This is a genomic window from Blautia sp. NSJ-175 (assembly GCF_022867815.1).
Taxonomy (GTDB): domain Bacteria; phylum Bacillota; class Clostridia; order Lachnospirales; family Lachnospiraceae; genus Blautia; species Blautia celeris.
Map to the genome: position 1 here is coordinate 497,457 of NZ_JALIFQ010000001.1, position 22,272 is coordinate 519,728.

Below are 22,272 nucleotides of genomic sequence, written 5' to 3' on the forward strand. Positions count from 1 at the left end.
CATAATTTATTTGATTCCCGTGGGAAATAGGCTATAATAAACCAAACAGCGCAGAAAGGGGGAGCCGGGATGGAGACGGATAAAAGCGGCAGGCTGAAGATCTTTTTCAGCTATGCGGAAGGAACAGGAAAGATAGGACAGATGCTGCGGGATGCAGCGGAGAGGAAAAAAGAGGGCTGCGATGTAGTGGTCGGATGTGTTCCCCTGGAGCTGGATTTGGGGGAGAAAATGGAAAAGCTTGCCCCCGTTTTTCATAATTATCAGGGGAATCTGTCCCCGGAGTTTGATCTGGACAGCGCGATCAGAAGAAGGCCCGGGCTTTTGGTCATAGACAGGCTGGCCCACGGGAATGCTCCGGGTTCCAGGCACAGAAAGCGTTATCAGGACATAGAGGAGCTTCTTCGGGCCGGGATTGATGTGTATACGACCCTGAATGTACAGCAGATAGAGAGTCTTTCGGATGTGATTTCCTCCCTGACCGGCAGACCGGCAGGGGAGCGCGTTCCGGATAAAGTATTCGATCAGGCAGACCAGGTGGAATTTGTGGACGCGGAACCGGAAAAGGTACGGGAGTGCCTTGGAAATAATGCTGCGGATACAGGTGTCCTCACTGCCCTGCGGGAGATGGCCCTCAGAAGAATGGCGGACAGGATCAATAAGATCGCGGAAAAGGGGGAGGATGTACAGGAGACCTCCTATCCGGGAGAACATATCCTGACCGGAATCTCCGCATCTCCCTCCAACGGCAGGGTGATCAGGACAGCGGCACGTATGGCGGATGCGTTCCACGGGGCGTTTACCGCTCTGTATGTGCAGACGTCCCACGATAAAAATCTGCCGGATGCAGATAAAAGGATATTAAAAGAGAATATGGAACTGGCGGAAAAACTGGGAGCCAGGGTCATCACCATGTACGGGGATGATGTGGTCCAGCAGATTGCAGAGTATGCCAGAATGGCAGGTGTATCAAAAATTGTGCTGGGCCGTACAAAATGGATTGGAGGCCTCTCTTTTTCCAGAGTCAGCTTTGCCGACAAACTGACAGCACTTGGCTCCAATCCCGATATTTATATTATCCCATCTATGGAGCAGAATACCGGTACTGCGGGATTTCGCATAAGGCACAGCAGAACCGGCTTCACCTTCAAGGATACCCTGAAGACAGTGGGCGTGCTGCTGGCCTCCACGGGGATTGGCGGATGGATGTACAGCCATGGGATTTCAGAGGTCAATATTATCATGCTGTATATTCTGGGGGTAGTTCTCACCGCCATGTGGACAGAGAGCAAGGCATACAGTCTGGTGAGCTCCTTTATCAGTGTATTTACCTTTAATTTTTTCTTTACACTCCCCAGATATTCGTTTAAAGCCTACGGGCCGGAATATCCTGTTACCTTTATCATTATGTTCCTGGTGGCATTCCTCATTTCCACCCTGACGACCAGAGTGAAGGAGCAGGCGCACCAGGCAGCGGAAAAGGCATACCGCACGGAAATTCTGCTGGAGACCAGCCAGAAGCTGCAGAAGGCCAGGGATGTGTCCCAGATCATCCGGGAGATCATGGTGCAGATGGAGAAAATGCTGGGCCGGACGGTTATCTTCTATATGCCCGATGAGAAGGGAAATCTGGTTCCCAGAATGGAAAAACAGGATATGTCGGATGCCGGGCAGTATCTCAATGAGAAGGAACAGGAAGTGGTATCCTGGGTGTATCAGAATAATAAGCATGCGGGTGCCACAACAGATACGCTGCCCGATGCAAAATGTCTGTACCTGGCTGTGAGAGGCAGGAAGGAAGCTCTGGCAGTGGCAGGTATTGTTATGGGGGCTGAGGAACTCACAGCTTTTGAGAGAAGCCTGCTGCTTGCCATGTTGAATGAATGTGCCCTGGCACTTGAAAAGCAGAAGCTGGATGAGGAGAAAAAGGAAGTGGAGATGAACGCCAGACAGGAGCGGCTGCGGGCCAATCTGCTGCGGGCTATTTCCCATGACCTGCGTACTCCGCTGACAGGTATTTCCGGAAATGCCAGTGTGCTTTTAAACGGCAGCGCCCAGATGGAGGAGAGCCAGAGGCATAAGATTTACGGGGATATTTATGACGATGCCATCTGGCTTATCAACCTGGTGGAGAATCTGCTCTCTGTCACAAGGATTGAGAATGGGACCATGAACCTGAAGCGGCAGACAGAACTTCTGGACGATGTGATCAACGAGGCCATGCACCACCTGGACAGAAAGAGCGGAGAACACAAGATCACAGTGAAGCAGGAGGACGAATTCCTGATGGCCAGGATGGATACCAGGCTGATCGTGCAGGTGTTTATCAATATCATAGACAATGCCATCAAATATACACCGGCCGGGTCAGAGATTAAGGTTCATGTGTTCCAGAAGGATGGATTTGTGTGGACGGAAATCGCGGACAACGGAAACGGGGTGGCGGATGCGGATAAAAATAAGCTGTTTCAGATGTTTTATACGGCAGAGAATCAGAAAGGGGATGGCAGGCGCGGGCTGGGACTTGGTCTTGCACTCTGTAAAGCCATTATAAATGCACACGGCGGAGAGATCGGGGTAAGGGACAACAGCCCCCGGGGAAGCGTTTTCTATTTCACATTGCCGGCAGAGGAGGTAGTGATACATGAATAAACCATTGATACTTATTGTGGAAGATGACAAGGCTGTCAGAAATCTGATGGGAACCACACTGGATATGCAGGAATACCGATACCATATGGCTAAAAACGGGGCACAGGCCCTGATGGAGGCGGTATCCCAGAGGCCGGATGTGATCATACTGGACCTGGGGCTGCCGGATATGGACGGTGTGGACCTGATAAAAAAAGTGCGGTCCTGGTCAAATGTACCAATCATCGTGGTAAGTGCCAGGAGCGAGGACGCGGATAAGGTAAGCGCACTGGATGCGGGGGCAGATGATTATCTGACGAAACCTTTCAGTGTGGAGGAGCTGCTGGCAAGGCTGCGGGCAAGCCTTCGCAGGGCTATGTATCAGAGCAGCGGGGGCGTGGAGGACAACGCGGTCTTCGTGAACGGGGATTTGAAGATCGATTATGCATCCGGTTGTGTGTTTATCAGGGATGAGGAAGTCCATCTGACGCCGATTGAGTATAAGCTGCTGTGTCTTCTGGCTAAAAATGTGGGGAGGGTGCTGACGCATAACTTTATACTGAATGAGGTATGGGGGAATGTGATGCAGAGTGATGTGCCTTCGTTGCGGGTGTTTATGGCGACGCTGAGGAAGAAGATTGAGGAGGAGCCATCGGAGCCCAAGTATATACAGACGCATATTGGGATTGGGTATCGGATGATTAAAAGGGAGTAGTGAGCATGAAAAACACCGCGGCCGGCAGTCCGGAGAGAAGACTGCCGGCCGCGGTGTTTTTCATGGGATTCAGGTTGTGGGGGAAAGAGGCTAGGGATGGCGTTGGAGAAAAAAGAAAAAAGAAGCCGCCCCGCGGCTTCAAAATTGGGAATATAGGAAGGGTGGGGCGGTGGAGAGGTTGGCGGTCATGAAGTAGAGGTAGAGGAGCATGAGGAGGATGTAGAAGGAGAGCACCTGGAGGAGGAAACGGGCTTTGCGGTTGGTTTTAAGGTTTTTTATAAAAGTTGTAAAGGCTTTCATTGATCAGAACCCATCCTTTCCGTCCTATGTGGACTTGATCTTCAAAGAAGTATTTGGTGTATTCATCTGTTGAGAAATCGGCAAGTTCGGCGTTGTAGGCGGAGGCAAGACTGCGGATGTTGGAGTAGTAGGTTTCCCGGGCAGTACGGGGAAAACCGGTGTAGTCGTAGTAATAGCCGTTAACAGGGAGAATGACCAGAAGAGGTTCGATGTCCATGTCGCGGCATACATCCAGGAAGCAGCGGAGGTCGTCGTATTCGGGGGAGGAGCCGTAGCCGTGTATCGCTTTTTTGTTGCGGCCTTTCTTTTTGGCCAGGTGGGGTTTCAGCTTTTTGTAGTTTTTGTCGTCTATGTAGAATTGGTTCTCCTGGTGGCGGGAGCCGTCTTCCTCGGCCTTGGCCAGCCATTTGGTCCAGTTTATGGATATGTCAGTGGCCGGCGGCGCTTTCTTTTTTGCGGTGAGGTCAAAGAGAAGAGGGACGGTGATCTTTTCTTTCTCGTTCAGAAAGTGCTGCCAGGCGCCGGCTATGAGGGTGTCCTCTGTGGTTGCGGTTTTGGTGACCCATACGCGCTCATATGTGCTTAAACGGTCTTTGGTTTTGGGGTCATCTTTCAGAAGCGTATGGGTGCGGTCTATGATGTATTGTTTTGTTTCCGGTGAGAGGTTTTCGTTCTGCAGCATGCCCAGATAGTTGTTCTCAGAGAAGCGGGAGGCAAAGGCCTGGGGCAGGATGCCGGGTTTTCTGAACCACTGGGGGGATAGGAAAAGGACGGCCTTTTTCTGGCCCTCCCCTACGGCGCTTAAAGCAATGGCATGGCTCAGGGACTGGTAATAGCCGGCACCTATGAGCATGGGCTCAAAGTCACTGTCCGCGAACATGGAGGAAGGATGGTACGGGGTGTCCTGCCCGTGCATAAACTCGGAGGAGCCGAATACCAGAAGGCTGTCCGGGCCAAGATTTTGTTTTATGGTTTCACGGGAACGTGTCTTTGTCTCGTTGGCCCAGGTGGAAAATGTCCGGGAGTCCGGAATCTTCCTGTCACGGACAGCCAGGTGGATGCCTGCCGCGGTGACAAGGAACAGCACAAAGGCCGTGAAAAATGCAGTCAGTCTCTTCATGTTTCTTACGCCTGCCTTTCTCTGGTCAGCATTTGGATTTTACAAGATTGAGGATTTTTTCCGGGGTATCCATTTCTTCCCTGGTGACCTCTGAGGGGGCTATGACGATGCTGCATTCCTCCTCAAGGCCGGCCAGAAATTCGGCAAATCCCAGGGAATCCAGAAGACCGGACTGGAAAAGCTCGGTTTTTAAGTCTTCTTTCACAATATCATCCTCACAGATCTCTGCTAATAAATCTAAAATTTTTTCTTCCATTTTGTTTTCTCCTTTTTCTTTTAAAATTGATTGGGGATATCAGGCGGTTAAAAGCTCCAGGAATTTTCCGGAGAAGATAAAGAAGCCGAATATCACCAGGTTTATGGTAAGCAGCCAGGAGACTGCCTTGTATAGTTTCCGGTTTTTATATTTTTTGTAGAAGCCTGATTTTTTCTGGTAAACTTCTGTGGCCGACAGCAGAATGCCGTGGTAGAGTCCGTATAGTATGTAGGATGGCGTGACGCCGTGCCACAGTCCCATAACGCCCATGTTGACAATAAATCCGGCACAGGCTCTGTTTAAACGGGTGGAGAACCATTTCTTCTTAGAGCATTTCATAATGAAACGGGTAAAGAGGAAATCGCGGAACCAGTGGGACAGGGTAATGTGCCAGCGGTCCCAGAACTCTTTTATATCCAGGCTCCGAAATGGAGCGCGGAAGTTGTCCGGCAGCCTGACACCCAGAATATAGGCGGTTCCCACTGCCATGAGGGAATAGCCTGCAAAATCAAAGAACAGGTAGAAGCCGTACAGCCAGGCGTAGCCTGCGGCGAAATACCAGGGGGCGTCCCGGCGTCCCATGGACTGCTCACATATAGTGAGAAGGGTGTAGAGCTGGGTGCCCAGCGCCAGCTTGTAGACCAGGCCCAGCAGTAGTTTGAAGATACCTTCTGCCAACATATCCAGATATTCTGCCCTTGGCAGGATGCGCATCCAGTCATCGTGAAACCGGCGGCTTCTGTCAATGGGACCGGAGCTGATGGAGGGAAAGAAAAGGAGGAATCCTGAAAATTCCAGGAGTGGGACCTCCAAAATGATTCCGTCGTAAATCTCTATGACCATCTGGATGCTGCGGAAACTCATATAGGAAATGCCGGTGAATCCGAATATGTTCATATGGAACAGCGGCGATAGTTTACATAATATAAGGGGCAGCAGCATGGCTGCCAGGAACAGGTAGTATTGTTTTTCATTCCTGCCGTTTTTGGCGCGGACAGCAGCGTAGCCGCACACCACCAGATAGGACCATCCGTAAAAGAGAAGCAGATAGAGGAACTGTCCGGGGCTGTGGCCGAAGACCAGTACTATGAAGACCAGGGATACGGCCAGGGTATAATGCCCCATCTTTTTTTCCATGATGCCCAGAATGACGGCAGGAATCAGGAATAAAAAGAGGCAGATAAAGAAGGAAAGCCCTTCATAAAAACTCAAAGAACTGCGCTCCCGAGGGCCTTTCTGTCAACCTTGCCATTTCCGGTCATGGGAAGCCTGTCCATGAAGATGAGTTTTTTCGGTATCATGTATTCCGGAAGGAAGGTGCGCAGACTCTCTTTCAGCATTTCCGCGTAAGTACGCTCCGGCGCCGTCATGCCGGGGCAGACCAGATAGGCACTGATGCTTTTGACACGCCCGTCTTTTATGTTGGGGAGTACGGCAGCTTTTTCTATCTGGGGGAGACGGAGAAGATTGTTCTCTATATCCTCCAGCTCGATTCTGTATCCGTGCAGCTTGATCTGCAGGTCTATGCGTCCGCAGTAATAGAGCATGCCGTCTTTCAGATATCCTTTGTCCCCTGTGCGGTATCCCTGCGCGGGGATTCCGTCTTCCATGTATGTGAAAAAGTGCTTTTCTGTCTGCATTGTGTTTTGATAATAGCCGGGGCTTACGGTATTGCCCAGTATAATGATTTCCCCTTTCTCTCCATCGGGGAGTATGCTGCCGTCGGGACTGCAGATCTGCAGTGTGGTGCCGGGTTTTGGCCTGCCCACAGGCAGAGGGGAAGTGCCGGCAGCCAGTTCAGGTGTGATTTCCACCTGAGTGACAGCCACGGTGGACTCCGTGGGACCGTAGGTGTTCATGACTTTTGCAGAGGGGAAACGCTCCAGAAGCCTGCGGGCTGTCCGGTTGGCAAGGGTTTCCCCGCAGAACAGAAACAGGCCAAGGTTTGGCAGAGCGGTCTGTGCAAAAGCCGGGTCTGACAGGCATACATCGGCAAAGGATGGTGTGGAAACCATAATTGCGGCATCCGATCGTTTCAGGGATTCCAGCAGTTTCTGGTAATCCTTCTGCACATCCTTTGTCAGACACCAGAGAGTTCCGCCCACCGCAAGGCATGTATACAGATCCATTACGGACAGATCAAAGGAAAAGGGGGCCTGATTCAGGAATACCTTTCCCTTTTTGGCATTGGTGGAGGTTCCCAGGGTGATGGACCAGTCCAGGAAATTGCTGAGATTCCTTTCCGTGATCGTGACGCCCTTTGGGGTTCCTGTGCTTCCGGAAGTAAATATGATATAAAAGATATCATCCCCGGAAACCGGTTCGGGTACGGTATCGCCCATGCTGTTATCCATGCCGGACAAATCTGTATGTACGATGACATCAATATCCTGCAGGGAAAGGATTCGTTTATCCCTGCAGTCTGCATGGAGAGGAGAGAGGGAGAGAAGAATCGGGGAATCCAGGGCATCCAGGATCATTTCCACCCGGGAGTCCGGCACTGAGGTGTCAATGGGGCAGTAAGCCCTGCCTGATTTGACACAGGCCAGAAATGCCGCAGGCATCAGGGGATGTTTGTGGCCGTATACAGCTATGGGGGCATAGTTCTGTCCGCATTGCTGCTCAATATGACGGGCCAGACGCTCAGAATATAACTCCAGCTCTCCGTAAGTAACAGACTGTCCGTCGCAGCAGATGGCTGTTCTTTCCGGGCAGATGGAGGCATATTCCCATATTTGGTTCAATATATTCATAAAATTCACCTCAATTTCGACGTTTTTCTTACCTTCTTAATTACACCATAGAATTTAAAAGAATTAGCAGGCTCAATTTTAAAGAAATTCTAAAGAAAACCTTTCGATTCATTAAGAATAATTCGTAACTATTCAGCCAGCTGAATCGTTACGGGTATTCGCCTATTAAAAATCGCTTCGCGATGGGGCGAATACCTGCCGCCACTACTCTTTTGCACGGTCAGCGCAGTAAATGCGCAGACCTGACTGAACAGTTACAATAATTCTACATATAATGTATTTTTTATGAATAATTGTGCCGCGGTACTTGCGTAAAGCAGGCAAAACGAATATAATTCACAGTAGAATAAAACGGACAAGGAGAACATATATGAACAAGAATTTTGACGTTATCGCGCTTGGTGAGCTTTTGATCGACTTTACGGAAAACGGAGTGAGCGGACAGGGCAACCCCATTTTTGAGGCAAATCCCGGCGGAGCGCCGTGTAATGTGCTGGCTATGCTCAATAATCTTGGAAAAAAGACATCTTTTCTGGGAGTTGTGGGCAAAGACCAGTTCGGTACATCCCTGAGAAATACGCTGAACAGCCTGGGAATCGATACCAGTCATTTGTATGAGGATCAGGAAGTCCACACAACACTGGCGTTTGTCCATACTTTTGAGGATGGGGACAGGGACTTTGCGTTTTACAGAAATCCCGGTGCGGACATGATGCTGAGCGTTGACCAGATAGACGAAGAATACATAAAATCAGCCAGAGCCTTTCATTTCGGCACCCTGTCCATGACCCATGAGGGTGTGCGCCGGGCGACTGCAAAGGCTATTGATATTGCTAGAGAAGCGGGACTTCTCATCTCTTTTGACCCGAACCTGCGCCCTCCGCTGTGGAGCAGCATGGAGCTTGCAAAAGAACAGATCGCATACGGTCTTTCAAAATGTGACCTCCTGAAGATTTCCGAGGAAGAGCTGGAATTCATGACCGGGACGAAAGATGTGAAGGAAGGCGCCCATATGCTGCTATCCCGGTATCCGAATCTGAAGCTGATGAACGTGACCATGGGAAAAGAGGGAAGCACAGCGTTCCATGAGGGCAGGGAAGTATTCCACGCACCGTTCCTGCAGGAGAATACTATTGAGACAACAGGAGCAGGCGATACCTTCGGTGCATGCGCACTGAATTATGTGCTGGAGCACGGAATTGAGGGTCTTACAGAGGACCAGCTCTATGAAATGCTGGAATTCTCCAACGGAGCTTCCTCTCTTATCACTACAAAGAAAGGGGCACTCCGTGTTATGCCCAAAAAAGAAGAAGTATTAACGTTTATCGCCGGAAAATAGAGTAAAATTGTCGAAATGTTGTTGTGAATTTTTAATATAATACAGCATTGACAGTAATCGGAAATTGTGATAAATTATAGACATAACAAAATAATAGTTTTGATTTCTGACGGATTACAATGTGGAGCACCACAGTGAAATCAAAATGTAAGTGAGAGCCGACCGTCTGGGCAACGTTTGTAATTGTGTAATTGACAAATGTTGCCCTTTTTTTTCAAAAGCATTCATATGCAGACATCGGCGGAATCATGCAGAAAACAAGACTATTGCCATGAAAAGGAGGGTATTAACATGGGATTCAAAACAGACATCGAAATCGCACAGGAGTGCACAATGGAGCCAATTACCAAGATTGCAGAAAAAGCAGGTATTGATGATAAATATCTGGAGCAGTACGGTAAGTACAAAGCTAAAATTGACTACAATCTGTTAAAAGAATCTGATAAACCGAACGGAAAACTGGTTCTGGTTACAGCTATCAACCCGACACCTGCCGGAGAAGGAAAGACAACCACAACCGTAGGTCTGGCTGATGGCCTTCAGAAATTAGGTAAAAATGTAATGGTAGCGCTCCGTGAGCCATCCCTGGGACCGGTATTCGGTGTAAAGGGCGGTGCTGCAGGCGGCGGTTATGCACAGGTAGTTCCAATGGAAGATATCAACCTGCATTTTACAGGTGACTTCCACGCAATCGGTGCGGCAAACAATCTGCTGGCAGCAATGCTGGATAATCATATTTATCAGGGCAACGACCTGAACATTGACCCAAGAAAGATTACCTGGAGAAGATGTGTTGACATGAATGACCGCCAGCTTCGTTTCGTAGTTGATGGTCTGGGCGGAAAGACAAACGGCTGTCCGAGAGAAGACGGATACGATATCACAGTTGCTTCCGAGATCATGGCTGTTCTGTGTCTGGCAAAAGACATTACAGACCTGAAGGAAAGACTGGGAAGAATCATCGTTGGTTATACATATGGTAAGGTTTCCGAGCAGAAACCTGTTACAGCTCATGACTTACATGCAGAAGGTGCTATGTGCGCACTGCTGAAAGACGCTCTGAAACCGAACCTGGTTCAGACTCTGGAGCATGTACCAGCAATCGTTCACGGCGGACCATTCGCTAATATCGCTCACGGATGTAACTCTGTGATCGCTACCAAGATGGCACTGAAATTAGGCGATTATGCTATCACAGAAGCAGGATTCGGTGCTGACTTAGGCGCAGAGAAATTCCTGGATATCAAATGCCGTATGGCTGGCCTGACACCGAGCGCAGTTGTTATCGTAGCTACTGTACGTGCCCTGAAATACAACGGCGGCGTGCCGAAAGCAGAACTGAACAACGAGAACCTGGAAGCACTGGAAAAAGGTCTCCCGAACTTACTGAAACATGTAAGCAATATCACAAACGTTTACAAACTGCCGTGTGTTGTTGCAATCAACGCATTCCCGACAGATACCAAGGCAGAGCTTGACCTGGTAGAAGCAAAATGTAAAGAACTGGGCGTTAATGTTGCACTTTCCGAAGTTTGGGCAAAAGGCGGCGAAGGCGGCGTTGCACTGGCTAAAGAAGTGGTACGTCTTGTGGAAGAACCGAATGACTTTACTTTCTCCTATGAACTGGAAGGAAGCATTGAGGACAAGTTAAACCAGATCGTTCAGAAGATCTACGGCGGCAAGAAAGCTGTTCTGACTGCAAATGCGCAGAAACAGGCTGCTCAGTTAGAAGCTCTTGGATATGGAAACTGCCCGATCTGTGTGGCTAAGACACAGTACAGCCTGACAGATGACCAGACAAAACTGGGCGCACCGAAAGACTTTGAAGTAACAGTTCGTAACCTGAAGATTTCCGCAGGTGCCGGCTTCATTGTTGCTCTTACCGGAGAGATCATGACCATGCCCGGTCTGCCGAAAGTTCCGGCTGCAGAGAGAATCGATGTTGACGAGACAGGAAAGATTTCCGGTCTGTTCTAAGCAAAATTCATATTGAAAACTAAATATAGGACAATTCAGGTACGGTTAAGCCGTACCTGAATTTTGTATACATAATTTAGCTAAAGAAGCGGGGGAAAATGTATGTATTTTGATGAATTCAATGCAGTCTGCAACGCGGCAAAAGGAAAGATAAACTTCATGGAGAACAATACCTTCGGATATATGGTATCTTCCATCACCGCAGGGCTTTTCATTGCCTTTGGAAGTTTTGTGACATTTACGCTGGGAACACCTCTGAATGCAGCAGGGTCACCAATGCTGAAAGCAGTGCAGGCTTTTGCATTTGCCGCAGCTTTGAGCCTTGTTATCATGGCGGGTGCCGAGCTGTTTACAGGCAACAATATGGTTCTCGGAAGTGCATCTTTCAATGGATGTATTCCCTGGGGCAAGACGGTCAAAGCATGGATATTGTGTTATGTGGGGAATATTCTCGGCTCTTTGCTGGGTGTAGCAGGATTCCAGCTCACCGGAGTGCCGAAAGGTGATATAGGTGCTTATTTCGCACAGGTAGCAGCTGCAAAGATGTCACTGACACCGGTACAGCTTCTGGTAAGGGGTATTTTCTGTAATATCCTGGTTTGTCTGGCTGTATGGTGCGCATTAAAGATGAAATCTGAATCAGGAAAGCTGATCATGGTATTCTGGTGTATCTTCGTATTTATGATTTGCGGATTTGAGCACAGCGTTGCCAATATGAGTATTCTGGCAGTTGGGCTTTTGAACGCAGGTGATGCGGCAGTCAGCATAGGAGGTTATTTCTACAACCTGTTATTCGTGACGATCGGAAATATGATAGGCGGTGTGTTCTTTGTGGCAGGCCCGTATCATGTTATGACCAAGACGAAATCACTTCAGGGTTAAATGTGATTCGGTCAGCGTAAGCCTGTTTGACCAAATATATGACAGCAGCCGAAATCTGTTTTATAAAAGACAGATTTCGGCTGCTTTTTTTGCATATAATGGAGAGATACAGCAAAAATCAGGAGTTGCCATGCAGGATCAGAAGCTGGAAAATCTTCTGAATCTGGCTCTGGATGCCACACCCCGGGAGAGGGAGAGATCTCTTGTGCTGGATGTGGGATTTGAGCCGGAGGAGCGGAGATGGGATTTGATCGTAAAATATTCAGGAAGTCTGCAGGGGGCACTGAATCCGGAGATTCGGGCAGTGGAACTGCTGGGTGGTTTTGCCATTCTCTCCGTGCCGGAAAGCCAGATTCAGGGTCTTACGGACTATCCTCAGATAGAGTTCATAGAAATGCCCAAAAGATTGTTTTTCGCAGTGGAGCAGGGGCGCGCTGCTTCCTGCATCAATCCGGTGCAGAGCGGATTTTCACCTCTCGGGCAGCCGCTTTTCGGTGCAGGCGTGCTTGTGGGCTGTGTGGATTCAGGGGTGGATTATGCACACCCGGATTTCCGCAATGAGGACGGAAGCAGCCGTATTCTGAGGCTGTGGGATCAGACTGTGCCCGGCAGCCCGCCCCAGGGCTATGTCATCGGAACCGAGTATACCAAGGAGCAGATCGATGAAGCGCTTCGCAGACCCGCGTCATCGGAGCGGTATTCTGTAGTCCCAAGCCGTGATCTGAGCGGACACGGCACCGGTGTTCTCGGTATCGCGGCCGGCAGCGGAAGGGCTTCCGGAGGACTTCACAGGGGTGTGGCTTCAGAGAGTCAGATCATTGTTGTGAAGCTGGGAACACCGCAGGAAGAGGGATTTCCCAGGACGACAGAGCTGATGCAGGGGGTTGACTACTGTATCCGTCAGTCCATTGCCATGGGGATGCCCCTTGCTCTGAATTTAAGCTTCGGAAATAATTACGGTTCCCACAGCGGTGAATCACTTATTGAGGCGTATCTGGACAATGTATCCAGTCTGGGACGGACCGTGATCTGCGTGGGAACGGGAAATGAGGGGAATAAGGCTGTGCACACCTCAGGAATCCTGGCACAGGGAGAGAGTCAGGTGGTTCCGCTTCAGATCGGCGGTTATGAGACGGGAATGAATCTGCAGATATGGAAGCAGTATGTGGACCGGATGGATATCTCCCTGCAGCATCCAAACGGACAGGTGGCAGGCCCGTTTCAGGAGATATTGGGGCCTCAGCGATTTAATCTGGGGACTACGCAGATTCTCATATACTACGGAAAACCAAGTCCTTTCAGCCTGTCGCAGGAGATTTTCATCGATTTTATCCCCCAGAACACCTATGTGGACAGCGGTGTGTGGAAAGTCAATCTGATTCCGGGAAGAATTGTGGATGGAAGGTACAATCTGTGGATGCCCGGGGGTGCTGCTCTGAACGAGGGGACACGTTTTCTGTTTCCTGTGCCGGAAATCACCCTTACCATTCCCTCCACGGCAGGGCGGGTAATCTCTGTGGGGGCCTATAATTCCAGATATCAGGCCTACGCGGATTTTTCCGGACGGGGGTTTACCAGAGTTACCAATATGGTAAAGCCGGACATAGCGGCTCCGGGCGTGGATATTACAACTGCTTCTCCAAACGGCGGATATACATCCAGAACGGGAACTTCCTTTGCCACGCCTTTTGTTACAGGCTCGGCAGCCCTTTTGATGGAGTGGGGAATCGTGAGAGGGAATGATCCCTTTCTCTATGGGGAGAAAGTAAAGGCGTATTTCCGCAGGGGTGCGCGTCATCTGCTGGGAGGGCCTTATCCAAATAACCAGACCGGGTATGGGGCGCTGTGCGTGCGGGACAGCTTTCCCATATAAAAGTTTGTTAAACAGGACATTGCCAAAAGCAGTGTCCTGTTTTATACTGGGATTATGATGCTAACCCACAACGACAAGAAGAAGAAAAGGAGAGACAAAAAGAGATGGGAAAAACACTGAAAAGACTGGTCAGCTATTATAAGCCCTATAAGGGTTTGTTTTTTTCTGACTTGTTTTTTGCTATTTTAGGAGCGGGGATCACCCTTGTGATACCGCTGATCGTACGCTATATTACCAGCACGGTGGTGAATCAGCCTGTGCAGGAAGCCACCGATCTGATCGTAAAGCTGGGAATCTTCATGGTGGCGCTGGTGCTGGTTGAGGCGTTCTGTAATTTTTATATTGCCTATTACGGGCATATCATGGGAGCAAGGATTGAGCGGGATATGAGGAATGAGATTTTCGGACATTACCAGAAGCTGTCTTTTGCCTTCTATGACAACCAGAAGGTGGGGCATCTGTTGTCCAGAATCACCTCTGACCTGTTTGATATCAGTGAACTGCTTCACCACGGGCCGGAGGATCTGGTGATCTCTATTATTAAATTTATCGGCGCGTTTATCATTCTCATGTTTATCAATACAAAGCTTGCGCTGTCAGCGTTTCTGTTTGTGCCGTTTCTTCTGGTCTATGCGTTTATTTACAACAGGAAAATGAAGTCAGCATTCAGAGAGAACAGAGCCAGGATCGCAGATATCAATACACAGATTGAGGACAGCCTTTCCGGAATCCGTGTGGTGAAATCCTTTGCCAACGAAAAGGAAGAAATGAAAAAATTCCAGAGGGGCAATGAGCGCTTTGTGGATTCCAAGAAGTGCAGCTATAAGTACATGGGTACTTACAATTCCGGTATGGGCGCATTTACAACCCTGATCACTATAACAGTGCTGCTGGTCGGTGCATTTTTTATGACCAGGGGGAAAATGCCTGTGGAGGATCTGGTGACAGTGCTTCTCTACATCAATAACTTTACAGACCCGGTGAAAAAGCTAATCACCTTTACAGAACAGTTCCAGAACGGATACAGCGGATATTCCCGGTTTCTGGAGATCATGGCGATCGCGCCGGATATCAAGGATGTGCCGGACGCGGTGGAGTTTGGAGATGTGAAGGGAGAAATTGCTTTTCGCGATGTTTCCTTCCGCTATGAGGAGAGCCAGGAGGAAGTGTTAAGCCATGTGGATCTGACCGTGAAGGCCGGGGAATATGTGGCCCTTGTGGGAAGCTCAGGTGCGGGTAAGACAACTCTTTGCAGCCTCATTCCCCGATTCTATGATGTGAGCAGCGGAAGCGTATGCCTGGACGGCACGGATGTGAGAAAGATCAAGCTGCAGAGTCTCAGGAACCATATAGGTATTGTACAGCAGGACGTGTATCTGTTTGCCGGGACAGTGATGGAGAACATCCGGTATGGAAAGCCGGACGCCACGGACGAAGAAGTGCTTCGCGCTGCCAAAGCAGCCAATGCCCATGAATTTATTATGGGACTGGAGGATGGCTATGACACGAATATTGGACAGAGGGGCGTAAAACTCTCAGGGGGTCAGAAACAGAGGCTGTCTATTGCCAGGGTGTTCCTGAAGAACCCGCCCATATTGATCTTCGATGAGGCCACATCCGCCCTTGACAATGAAAGCGAGAAGATCGTGCAGCAGTCCCTGGAGAGCCTGGCAAAGGACAGGACTACATTTGTCATTGCCCACAGACTGTCCACCATCCGCAAAGCCCAGAGAATCCTTGTACTGACAGATGACGGAATCGCAGAGGAGGGGACTCATGAGGAGCTGATGCAGAGGGATGGTCTCTACAGCAGCCTTTATAAACTGTCCTTTGTATAGAAAAAGAAATATTTTTTTGGTTTAATGTGTTAAAACGTTGATTTTGTCTGGTGGAAAATGGTATAATCTTAAGTATCCGAAATTGAGTATGACTGTGAAGCGCAGTCTGAAATATGTTCAGGAGAGCTGACTGTCCGGCCGGGACTGCGCATTTACTGCGCCGGCCGTACATAAGAGCAGCGGCATCAGGTATCACCCTGTTACAGAGTGGTCTTAAAGAGTGGATGCCGGTAACGCTTCGCCGGCTGAATAGCTGCCGGGAAAGATTACATAGAAAGGAAGAGTAGTAATATGATAGCAGATAAAATGGTGAATTTGGTAAAAAACAGTTCAGCTATACGTGCCATGTTTGAGGAAGGCAAGATTATGGCTGCAAAGTACGGAGCAGAGAATGTATATGATTTCAGTCTTGGAAATCCCAATGTTCCGGCACCGGCTGAGGTGAAGAAGGCAGTTTTTGAGGAATTGGAGAAGGAGGACCCGGTTGTACTGCACGGTTATATGAACAACAGCGGATATGAGGATGTAAGGGCAGCGATCGCGGATTCCATTAACAGAAAATTCCAGACTTCCTTTGGTGAGAAGAATATTATTATGACCGTGGGCGCAGCGGGAGGATTGAATGTGATCCTGAAAACTCTGCTGAATCCGGGAGATGAAGTGATCGTCATTGCCCCGTATTTCGGCGAGTACAACAGCTATGTGTCCAATTATGACGGGAAAATTGTGGTAGTAAGCCCGAATACAGAGACCTTCCAGCCGAATCTGGAAGAGCTGGAGCAGAAGATCACTGCCAGGACTAAAGCTGTGATCATCAACTCTCCCAACAACCCTACAGGTGTTGTCTATTCTGAGGATACCATCAAGAAGATGGCAGATATCCTCCGCAGCAGGGAAAAAGAGCTGGGTACAGATATCTACCTTATTTCAGATGAGCCTTACAGAGAGCTGGTTTACGATGGAATTGAGGTCCCCTATTTGACAAAATACTATGAAAATGCTATCATTGGTTATTCCTACAGCAAATCCCTGTCCCTTCCGGGTGAGCGTATCGGTTATCTGGTGATTCCGGACGAAGTGAGTGATGCTGAGGATGTCATTGCAGCAGCGAACGTGGCCACCCGTATTCTGGGCTATGTCAATGCCCCGTCCCTGATGCAGAAAGTTGTCGCAAAATGTCTGGATGCCAAAGTAGACGTACCGTTTTACAACCGCAACCGTGAGGCTTTATATAACGGACTGAAAGAACTGGGATTTGAGTGCATTAAGCCGGAAGGCGCGTTCTATCTGTTTGTAAAATCTCCGGTGGAGGACGAGAAAGTCTTCTGTGCGGCAGCAAAGAAATATCATATCCTGATCGTTCCGGGATCTTCCTTTGCCTGCCCGGGTTATGTGCGGATTGCCTACTGCGTATCCTACGAAACAATCATGAATTCTATGCCTGGCTTTAAAGCCCTTGCTGAGGAGTTTCAGGTGAAGTAACAGGAGGTTTTAATGGAATCCGTAGTACATTGGTTTGCTGAAAATATGCCGTCCTTTCTGACACCGGAGGCAGCGGTCTTCCTGATTTCCATGGTTCCCATTCTGGAACTGAGGGGCGGACTTTTACTGGCAACCGTATTGAAGATTCCCATGCTTCAGGCTGTCATTGCCTGCGTCATCGGGAATATCATCCCTATCCCGTTTATTCTGCTCTTTATCAGGCAGATATTTAAATGGCTGAAGAAGACAAAACTGTTCCGCCCTCTGATCGAGAAGCTGGAAAACAGAGCTATGGGAAAGAGTGACAAGATTAAAAAATATGAGTTCTGGGGACTTGTTCTCTTTGTGGGAATCCCGCTGCCGGGTACCGGCGCGTGGACAGGGGCTTTGATCGCGTCCCTTCTTGAAGTGGATCTGAAAAAATCCGTTCCTGCCATTCTGCTGGGACTCTGTATGGCCACGATCATCATGTGCTTTTTGGGATATGGAGCGCTTGGTTCCGTATTAAGTTAAAAGGAAGAATGCCCTGCCGGATGCTGTACATGCAGCGAAGGCAGGGTGTTTTTATTTTTTTAAGAAAAATTTTAATGAATTATCATTACTTTTTGGGAAAGATATGATAAGATGGCGATATAACAGGAAAGGATTTTAAGGCCATGAGCAAACGAGAATTTTTAGAGGTACTGCGGGAAACACTCTCAGAGGAGCTTTCTCAAAATGTTGTGAACGGACATATACAATATTACGACCAGTATATCAGTGACGAGATAAGAAAAGGTGCATCTGAGACAGAGGTGACAGGGCGTCTGGGAGATCCACGTCTGATTGCCCGCACGATTCTGGAAACTTCCGGTGCATCCGGCTCTTCCAGCCAGGACGGATATGGCAGCCAGTCTTCTTACAGTCAATCTTCCTATAGCCAGTCATCCTACAGCCAGGATGGTACAGGAAGTACAGGCGGCGGATTTCAACATGTGCAGGAAAAAATGCATAATAATCCCACGGTCCGTCTGGTTCTGGGAATCCTGATCGTGATGGGCGTGATTGCTCTCATTATCAGTATTGTCAGCGCACTTCTGCCGGTGGTACTGCCCATTGCTGCGGTTTTGATCCTGCTTTCTTTTCTGCGCAGGAAGATGTAGCAGAAAAGTGAAGATAGAAAGGCTCTGTATATTATGGAATAAGCGTTTATTATTTCATAATATACAGAGCCTTTTATGCGTTACAGAGTTTCCAGCTCCAGAAGCGTGAGGTGGCCGCTGAATATCTTGTCTGCAGCAAGGGCGACAGAGCCGATGAGAGGTGCATTTCCGCCGAAAGTGGAGTGGAGAATGGACAGCGGGTTGAATTTTGCCGTAAGGGTTTTTTTGGACAGCTTGTGATACAAGAGGTCCTCAATAATGGTATTGGTGCCATCCGAATCGTATCCCACGATTATGGTGGAGAGATTCAGAAGATTCAGGGTATTGGTCAGCGAATATGCGATGTATGAGCAGAATTCCTCCAAAACGGTGATCGCCAGCGGGTCCTGCTGATTACCTGCTGAAATAATATCCAGCCAGCTTGGTGTCTTGGGCGCAGATAAGGGGGAATTGGAGTAAAATGGGGCAAGCTCCTTTATCCGCTGCTGCAGGTTATCCAGATTCGCATACAGATCAAGGCATCCCCGGCTGCCGCAGGCACAGAGAGGGCCGTCGAAATTGATGGAAGTATGTCCGATCTCACCGCTCTGCCCGGAATCACCATCATACAGGGCATGGTTCAGGATAAATCCGGCTCCGATTCCATTCATAATATGAAGATAAGCAAAATTGGGTATGGAGGTGCCGGAGCCAAATAATTTTTCCGAAAACGCGCCTGCCGTTGCGTCATTGACCAGAAATACAGGCAGTCCTGTATTTTTACTGATGATAGAGACAATGGGCAGATTTTCGATACCGTAGAAATAGGGCGGATTTAAAATAATCCCCCGTGAGGAATCCAGCGGTCCGAGGGAGGCTATTCCAATTGCTGTGATACGCCGTTCTGTGCTCCCGGCACATTCGTTATAAGCCTTGAGGAGAATCTGCAGCAGATCCTCTGAACTGTCAAGGGTGTTATAGGGGGAATCCACCTGCTTAAATATCCTGCCCCCCAAATCAGAGAGAACGACCTGGCATAGTTTTCTTTTGATCAGCATACCGCAGATACAGGGAGAATTTTGGGCAAGTGTCAGCAAAATAGGTCTGCGCCCGTAATTGGCGGAAGTGTTGTTGGAGGCATTTGTAGTTTCTTCCGCAAGGCCGGAACTGAGAAGCTCCGTCACTATGTTGCCCACCGTCATTTTTGACAGCCCGGTGCTCCGGGCAATATCAACTCTTGAAATTCCACTGCCTGTTGCAATATGTTTTAGAACAAGCATTCTGTTTTTTGATTTCACATCCTGAATGTTGGAACCAGTTTTTTCCTGCATAAAATACCGCCTTTATATAATAAAATCGTGATTGTGCATCCTTAATACAAAGTAACTTTATTCGTTTAAATTCATTATAGTATAGATGTCAATAAAAGGCAATAGTACGGATGGTTTACTTTATGGTTGCATGAAGCGGAACTATAAGTGAAAAATGCACAAAAAAAATAGAATAAAAATGTGAAAAAGGTCGAATTGCACACTATATAGTAAAATGAATTGACTTTATAGTAAATTAATGTTACTATGTACTCATCACAAAGAAAGAACCAGTAAACTGGTTTTCAGTACAAAGGAGGAGGTATTTTTATGTTTAAGAAGAAAATTGCAGGACTGCTGGCAGCTATGATGTGTGTATCACTGATCGGATGCGGAGGCGGAGGTGACAAACCGGCAGACGAGACAAAAAAGGCGGAAACAGAAGAAACCGGCAGTACTTCCGCTGACTCTGACGTGATCAAAATGGCTGTGGGGGCAGACCGTGTTGATTTCTACAGAGGGCTGGCAGATGAATTTGAGAAACAGAATCCGGGAAAGAAAGTGGAGATCATTGAGATCGTCAATGGCTCTGATATGTACACTAAGATCACCATGATGATGCAGTCGAAAGAGACATCCCCGGACCTGATCACAGAGGACGGCTTCATGATCATGTCTGACGCCGAGGCGGGCTATCTGGAACCGCTGGATGAATTCATGAAGAACTGGGAGGATGCAGGCCAGTTTGAGCAGGCTATTCTGGACGGTGCCAAGGGAGCGGACGGAGTGCAGTACGGTGTTCCGTTCTCTACAGATACACAGTGTCTCTGGTATGATAAGAAACTGATGGAAGAAGCAGGCGTTTCTGTTCCTTTCCAGCCCAAGAACTGGGATGAGATCATTGAGGCCGGCAAGAAGCTGAAAGAAGTGGGAGGTGACGGATTCATTCCATTCTTCCTGTATGCGTCCAAGACCTCACCTGAGGAGACTTCCATGAGGACATTCCAGGAACTTTACTCAGGAACCGGCGGAACTCTCTATGATTTTGATACAAAGAAATGGGTTGTTGATAAAGAGAATTTACTGAAGGTCTACAATTTTGTAAACGACGTTTACAATGTGGAAAAAATCGGTGCGCCACTCAGCATCGTGTCACAGCAGAAAGTAGAAGACCTTTTTGTAAGTGATTATATGAAGAATGGCAAACTGGGTATGATCTTCACAGGAAGCTGGGTACCAGGCAACTGGGGCGAAGGCAGAACCTATGAATGGCCGGAAGGTCTGGATACCTGGGCAGTTGCGAAGATACCTACATATGATGGCAGCGGAGATGGTTTCAGCACCATGTCAGGCGGCTGGACCTGGGCAATTCCAAAGAATGCCAACAATAAAGCCGGCGGCGAAGAGCTTCTGAAATTTATTGCAGGAAAAGACTGTCAGCTTAAATATGCCATGTTCTCAGGAGACCTGGCAGTGCGTAAAGACGTAATGGAGGATGAGACTTACTTATCACAGAAGATGTCTGTAGTAAAAGAGGCCGGTGAAATGCTGCCCTACGCACATTTCAGACCTTCTGTAGAGGGATATTCCACCCTTACAACTATGTTCACAGAGGTAGTGGAGAGTATTGCTATGGGCAGCGCAAGTCCGGATGATGCGGCAGCTACCTTTGAGTCAGAGATGAAACGAATTGTGGGCGAGGAAAATGTGACTGTGAAATAAGGGATCTGCATTCAGCTTGGAGCATTGCTCCAAGCTGAATCTTTAAAGGAGAGACTGAGGATGGTTGGAACAAGAAATCAACAAAAACGAAAGATATGGAAAACGGCACTTTTTTTCTCCCCATCAATTTTACTGCTGGGCGTTTTCTTCATTGGCCCCATGATCATGACTGTCTTTTTTTCTTTTACAGACATTTCACTGACGGGGAGTTCTGCACAGGCAATGAAATTCGTAGGTTTCAGGAATTTTATTGAGATTTTCAAAGACCCTAAACTGCTTACCGTATTAAAGAATACAATGGTATTTCTGGTGTTTTCAGGTATTATCGGGCAGCAATGCCTGGGATTTCTGCTTGCGTCCCTCATGAGGGGGAAAAACAGGCTGGTTCGTAAATTTGTCGGCTTTACAGTAGTGGCAGGCTGGATCACTCCGGAGGTGATCGCAGCGTTTATGTTCAGCTCCTTTTTTGCCGATGCCGGTACATTGAATAAAATCATAGGCATTTTCGGGGCATCACCGGTTTCATGGCTTTTTACATTTCCGATGGCCTGTGTTGTCATAGCAAATATATGGAAGGGATCCGCATATTCCATGATGATGTTCCAGGCTTCCCTGGACAATATATCAGATGATATTGTGGAGGCTGCCAGGATAGACGGCGCAGGCGGACTCCAGATACTGCTCAGGATCACACTGCCCATGATAAAGAGCACCATGGCAACTACGTTTGTGATCGTTACACTGTCCACCTTGGGCGCTTTCGGCCTTGTGTTCGCCATGACAGGAGGCGGGCCGGCTATTATGACTACAACACTTTCTATTTTCATGTATCAGAAGGCCTTCATTGCATATCAGATAGGATACGGAATGGCAATTGCCCTCTTTATTCTGGCGATCGGTATTCTGCTGAGCCTTGTATATATCAGGCTGATACGTGCAAATGACGGCAATTAGGA

The 22,272-nt window shown here is 48.4% G+C and carries 18 protein-coding genes and 1 riboswitch; of the genes, 13 read left to right on the plus strand and 5 right to left on the minus strand.

Translation table 11 applies throughout. The features are described 5' to 3' along the window. Nucleotides 1–69: 69 nt before the first annotated feature. The 3 genes from MUB35_RS02270 to MUB35_RS02280 are packed head-to-tail and all read left to right on the plus strand — an operon-like array spanning nt 70 to nt 3,534. On the plus strand, nt 70–2,649 hold the full coding sequence (locus MUB35_RS02270) for a sensor histidine kinase (protein WP_244805715.1): 2,580 nt from the start codon (nt 70–72) through the stop codon (nt 2,647–2,649). Then, on the plus strand, nt 2,642–3,343 hold the full coding sequence (locus MUB35_RS02275; protein ID WP_103732523.1) for a response regulator: 702 nt from the start codon (nt 2,642–2,644) through the stop codon (nt 3,341–3,343). Before MUB35_RS02270 ends, MUB35_RS02275 begins: the two co-directional genes overlap by 8 nt. A gap of 5 nt (nt 3,344–3,348) precedes the next feature. Further along, the gene (locus MUB35_RS02280; RefSeq protein ID WP_033144195.1) at nt 3,349–3,534 is read left to right on the plus strand and encodes a hypothetical protein; all 186 of its coding nucleotides are present in this window, start codon (nt 3,349–3,351) and stop codon (nt 3,532–3,534) included. A gap of 74 nt (nt 3,535–3,608) precedes the next feature. Here the strand turns inward: MUB35_RS02280 and dltD are convergent, their stop codons facing one another. The 4 genes from dltD to dltA are packed head-to-tail and all read right to left on the minus strand — an operon-like array spanning nt 3,609 to nt 7,772. Continuing rightward, nucleotides 3,609–4,763 carry a D-alanyl-lipoteichoic acid biosynthesis protein DltD gene (dltD, locus tag MUB35_RS02285; RefSeq protein ID WP_244805716.1) on the minus strand — a complete coding sequence of 385 codons (1,155 nt, stop codon included), beginning with the start codon at nt 4,761–4,763 and terminating at the stop codon, nt 3,609–3,611. Nucleotides 4,764–4,788: 25 nt separating this feature from the next. Further along, nucleotides 4,789–5,019, minus strand: coding sequence for a D-alanine--poly(phosphoribitol) ligase subunit DltC (gene dltC, locus MUB35_RS02290; protein WP_033144197.1), 231 nt, complete (start codon nt 5,017–5,019; stop codon nt 4,789–4,791). A gap of 39 nt (nt 5,020–5,058) precedes the next feature. Continuing rightward, entirely contained in the window at nt 5,059–6,231 is a 1,173-nt protein-coding gene (dltB, locus tag MUB35_RS02295; protein ID WP_244805717.1) for a D-alanyl-lipoteichoic acid biosynthesis protein DltB, read from the minus strand. Beyond that, a complete protein-coding gene (gene dltA / locus MUB35_RS02300; protein WP_244805718.1) occupies nt 6,228–7,772 on the minus strand; it encodes a D-alanine--poly(phosphoribitol) ligase subunit DltA in 1,545 nt (514 codons plus the stop codon). The genes dltB and dltA overlap by 4 nt, the downstream gene beginning before the upstream one ends. 370 nt (nt 7,773–8,142) lie before the next feature. Here dltA and MUB35_RS02305 point away from each other — a divergent pair, with 370 nt between their 5' ends. The 8 genes from MUB35_RS02305 (at nt 8,143) to MUB35_RS02340 (ending at nt 18,305) form a co-directional block, all read left to right on the plus strand. Beyond that, the gene (locus MUB35_RS02305) at nt 8,143–9,111 is read left to right on the plus strand and encodes a carbohydrate kinase family protein (RefSeq protein WP_033144233.1); all 969 of its coding nucleotides are present in this window, start codon (nt 8,143–8,145) and stop codon (nt 9,109–9,111) included. Nucleotides 9,112–9,203: 92 nt separating this feature from the next. Then, nucleotides 9,204–9,290, plus strand: a riboswitch (ZMP/ZTP riboswitch). A gap of 112 nt (nt 9,291–9,402) precedes the next feature. Further along, on the plus strand, nt 9,403–11,088 hold the full coding sequence (locus tag MUB35_RS02310; RefSeq protein WP_103732397.1) for a formate--tetrahydrofolate ligase: 1,686 nt from the start codon (nt 9,403–9,405) through the stop codon (nt 11,086–11,088). Nucleotides 11,089–11,190: 102 nt separating this feature from the next. Beyond that, on the plus strand, nt 11,191–11,970 hold the full coding sequence (locus MUB35_RS02315) for a formate/nitrite transporter family protein (protein WP_033141881.1): 780 nt from the start codon (nt 11,191–11,193) through the stop codon (nt 11,968–11,970). Between the two features lie 130 nt (nt 11,971–12,100). Next, entirely contained in the window at nt 12,101–13,843 is a 1,743-nt protein-coding gene (locus tag MUB35_RS02320; RefSeq protein WP_033141880.1) for a S8 family peptidase, read from the plus strand. A 104-nt stretch (nt 13,844–13,947) separates the two neighbouring features. Beyond that, nucleotides 13,948–15,681: an ABC transporter ATP-binding protein gene (locus MUB35_RS02325; protein ID WP_244805719.1), complete on the plus strand. Its 1,734-nt coding sequence runs from the start codon at nt 13,948–13,950 to the stop codon at nt 15,679–15,681. A 291-nt stretch (nt 15,682–15,972) separates the two neighbouring features. After that, nucleotides 15,973–17,163, plus strand: coding sequence for a pyridoxal phosphate-dependent aminotransferase (locus MUB35_RS02330; RefSeq protein WP_103732396.1), 1,191 nt, complete (start codon nt 15,973–15,975; stop codon nt 17,161–17,163). Between the two features lie 12 nt (nt 17,164–17,175). Continuing rightward, complete coding sequence (locus tag MUB35_RS02335; RefSeq protein ID WP_033141877.1) at nt 17,176–17,676, plus strand: COG2426 family protein; 501 nt, start codon at nt 17,176–17,178, stop codon at nt 17,674–17,676. A gap of 143 nt (nt 17,677–17,819) precedes the next feature. Beyond that, entirely contained in the window at nt 17,820–18,305 is a 486-nt protein-coding gene (locus MUB35_RS02340; RefSeq protein WP_033141876.1) for a DUF1700 domain-containing protein, read from the plus strand. Nucleotides 18,306–18,385: 80 nt separating this feature from the next. On the opposite strand, the gene MUB35_RS02345 is transcribed toward MUB35_RS02340, so the two are convergent. Continuing rightward, complete coding sequence (locus tag MUB35_RS02345) at nt 18,386–19,615, minus strand: ROK family transcriptional regulator (RefSeq protein WP_244805720.1); 1,230 nt, start codon at nt 19,613–19,615, stop codon at nt 18,386–18,388. Between the two features lie 309 nt (nt 19,616–19,924). Here MUB35_RS02345 and MUB35_RS02350 point away from each other — a divergent pair, with 309 nt between their 5' ends. Continuing rightward, the gene (locus tag MUB35_RS02350; protein WP_052099525.1) at nt 19,925–21,316 is read left to right on the plus strand and encodes an extracellular solute-binding protein; all 1,392 of its coding nucleotides are present in this window, start codon (nt 19,925–19,927) and stop codon (nt 21,314–21,316) included. Nucleotides 21,317–21,376: 60 nt separating this feature from the next. Then, the gene (locus MUB35_RS02355) at nt 21,377–22,270 is read left to right on the plus strand and encodes a carbohydrate ABC transporter permease (protein ID WP_033141874.1); all 894 of its coding nucleotides are present in this window, start codon (nt 21,377–21,379) and stop codon (nt 22,268–22,270) included. Nucleotides 22,271–22,272 lie beyond the last annotated feature (2 nt).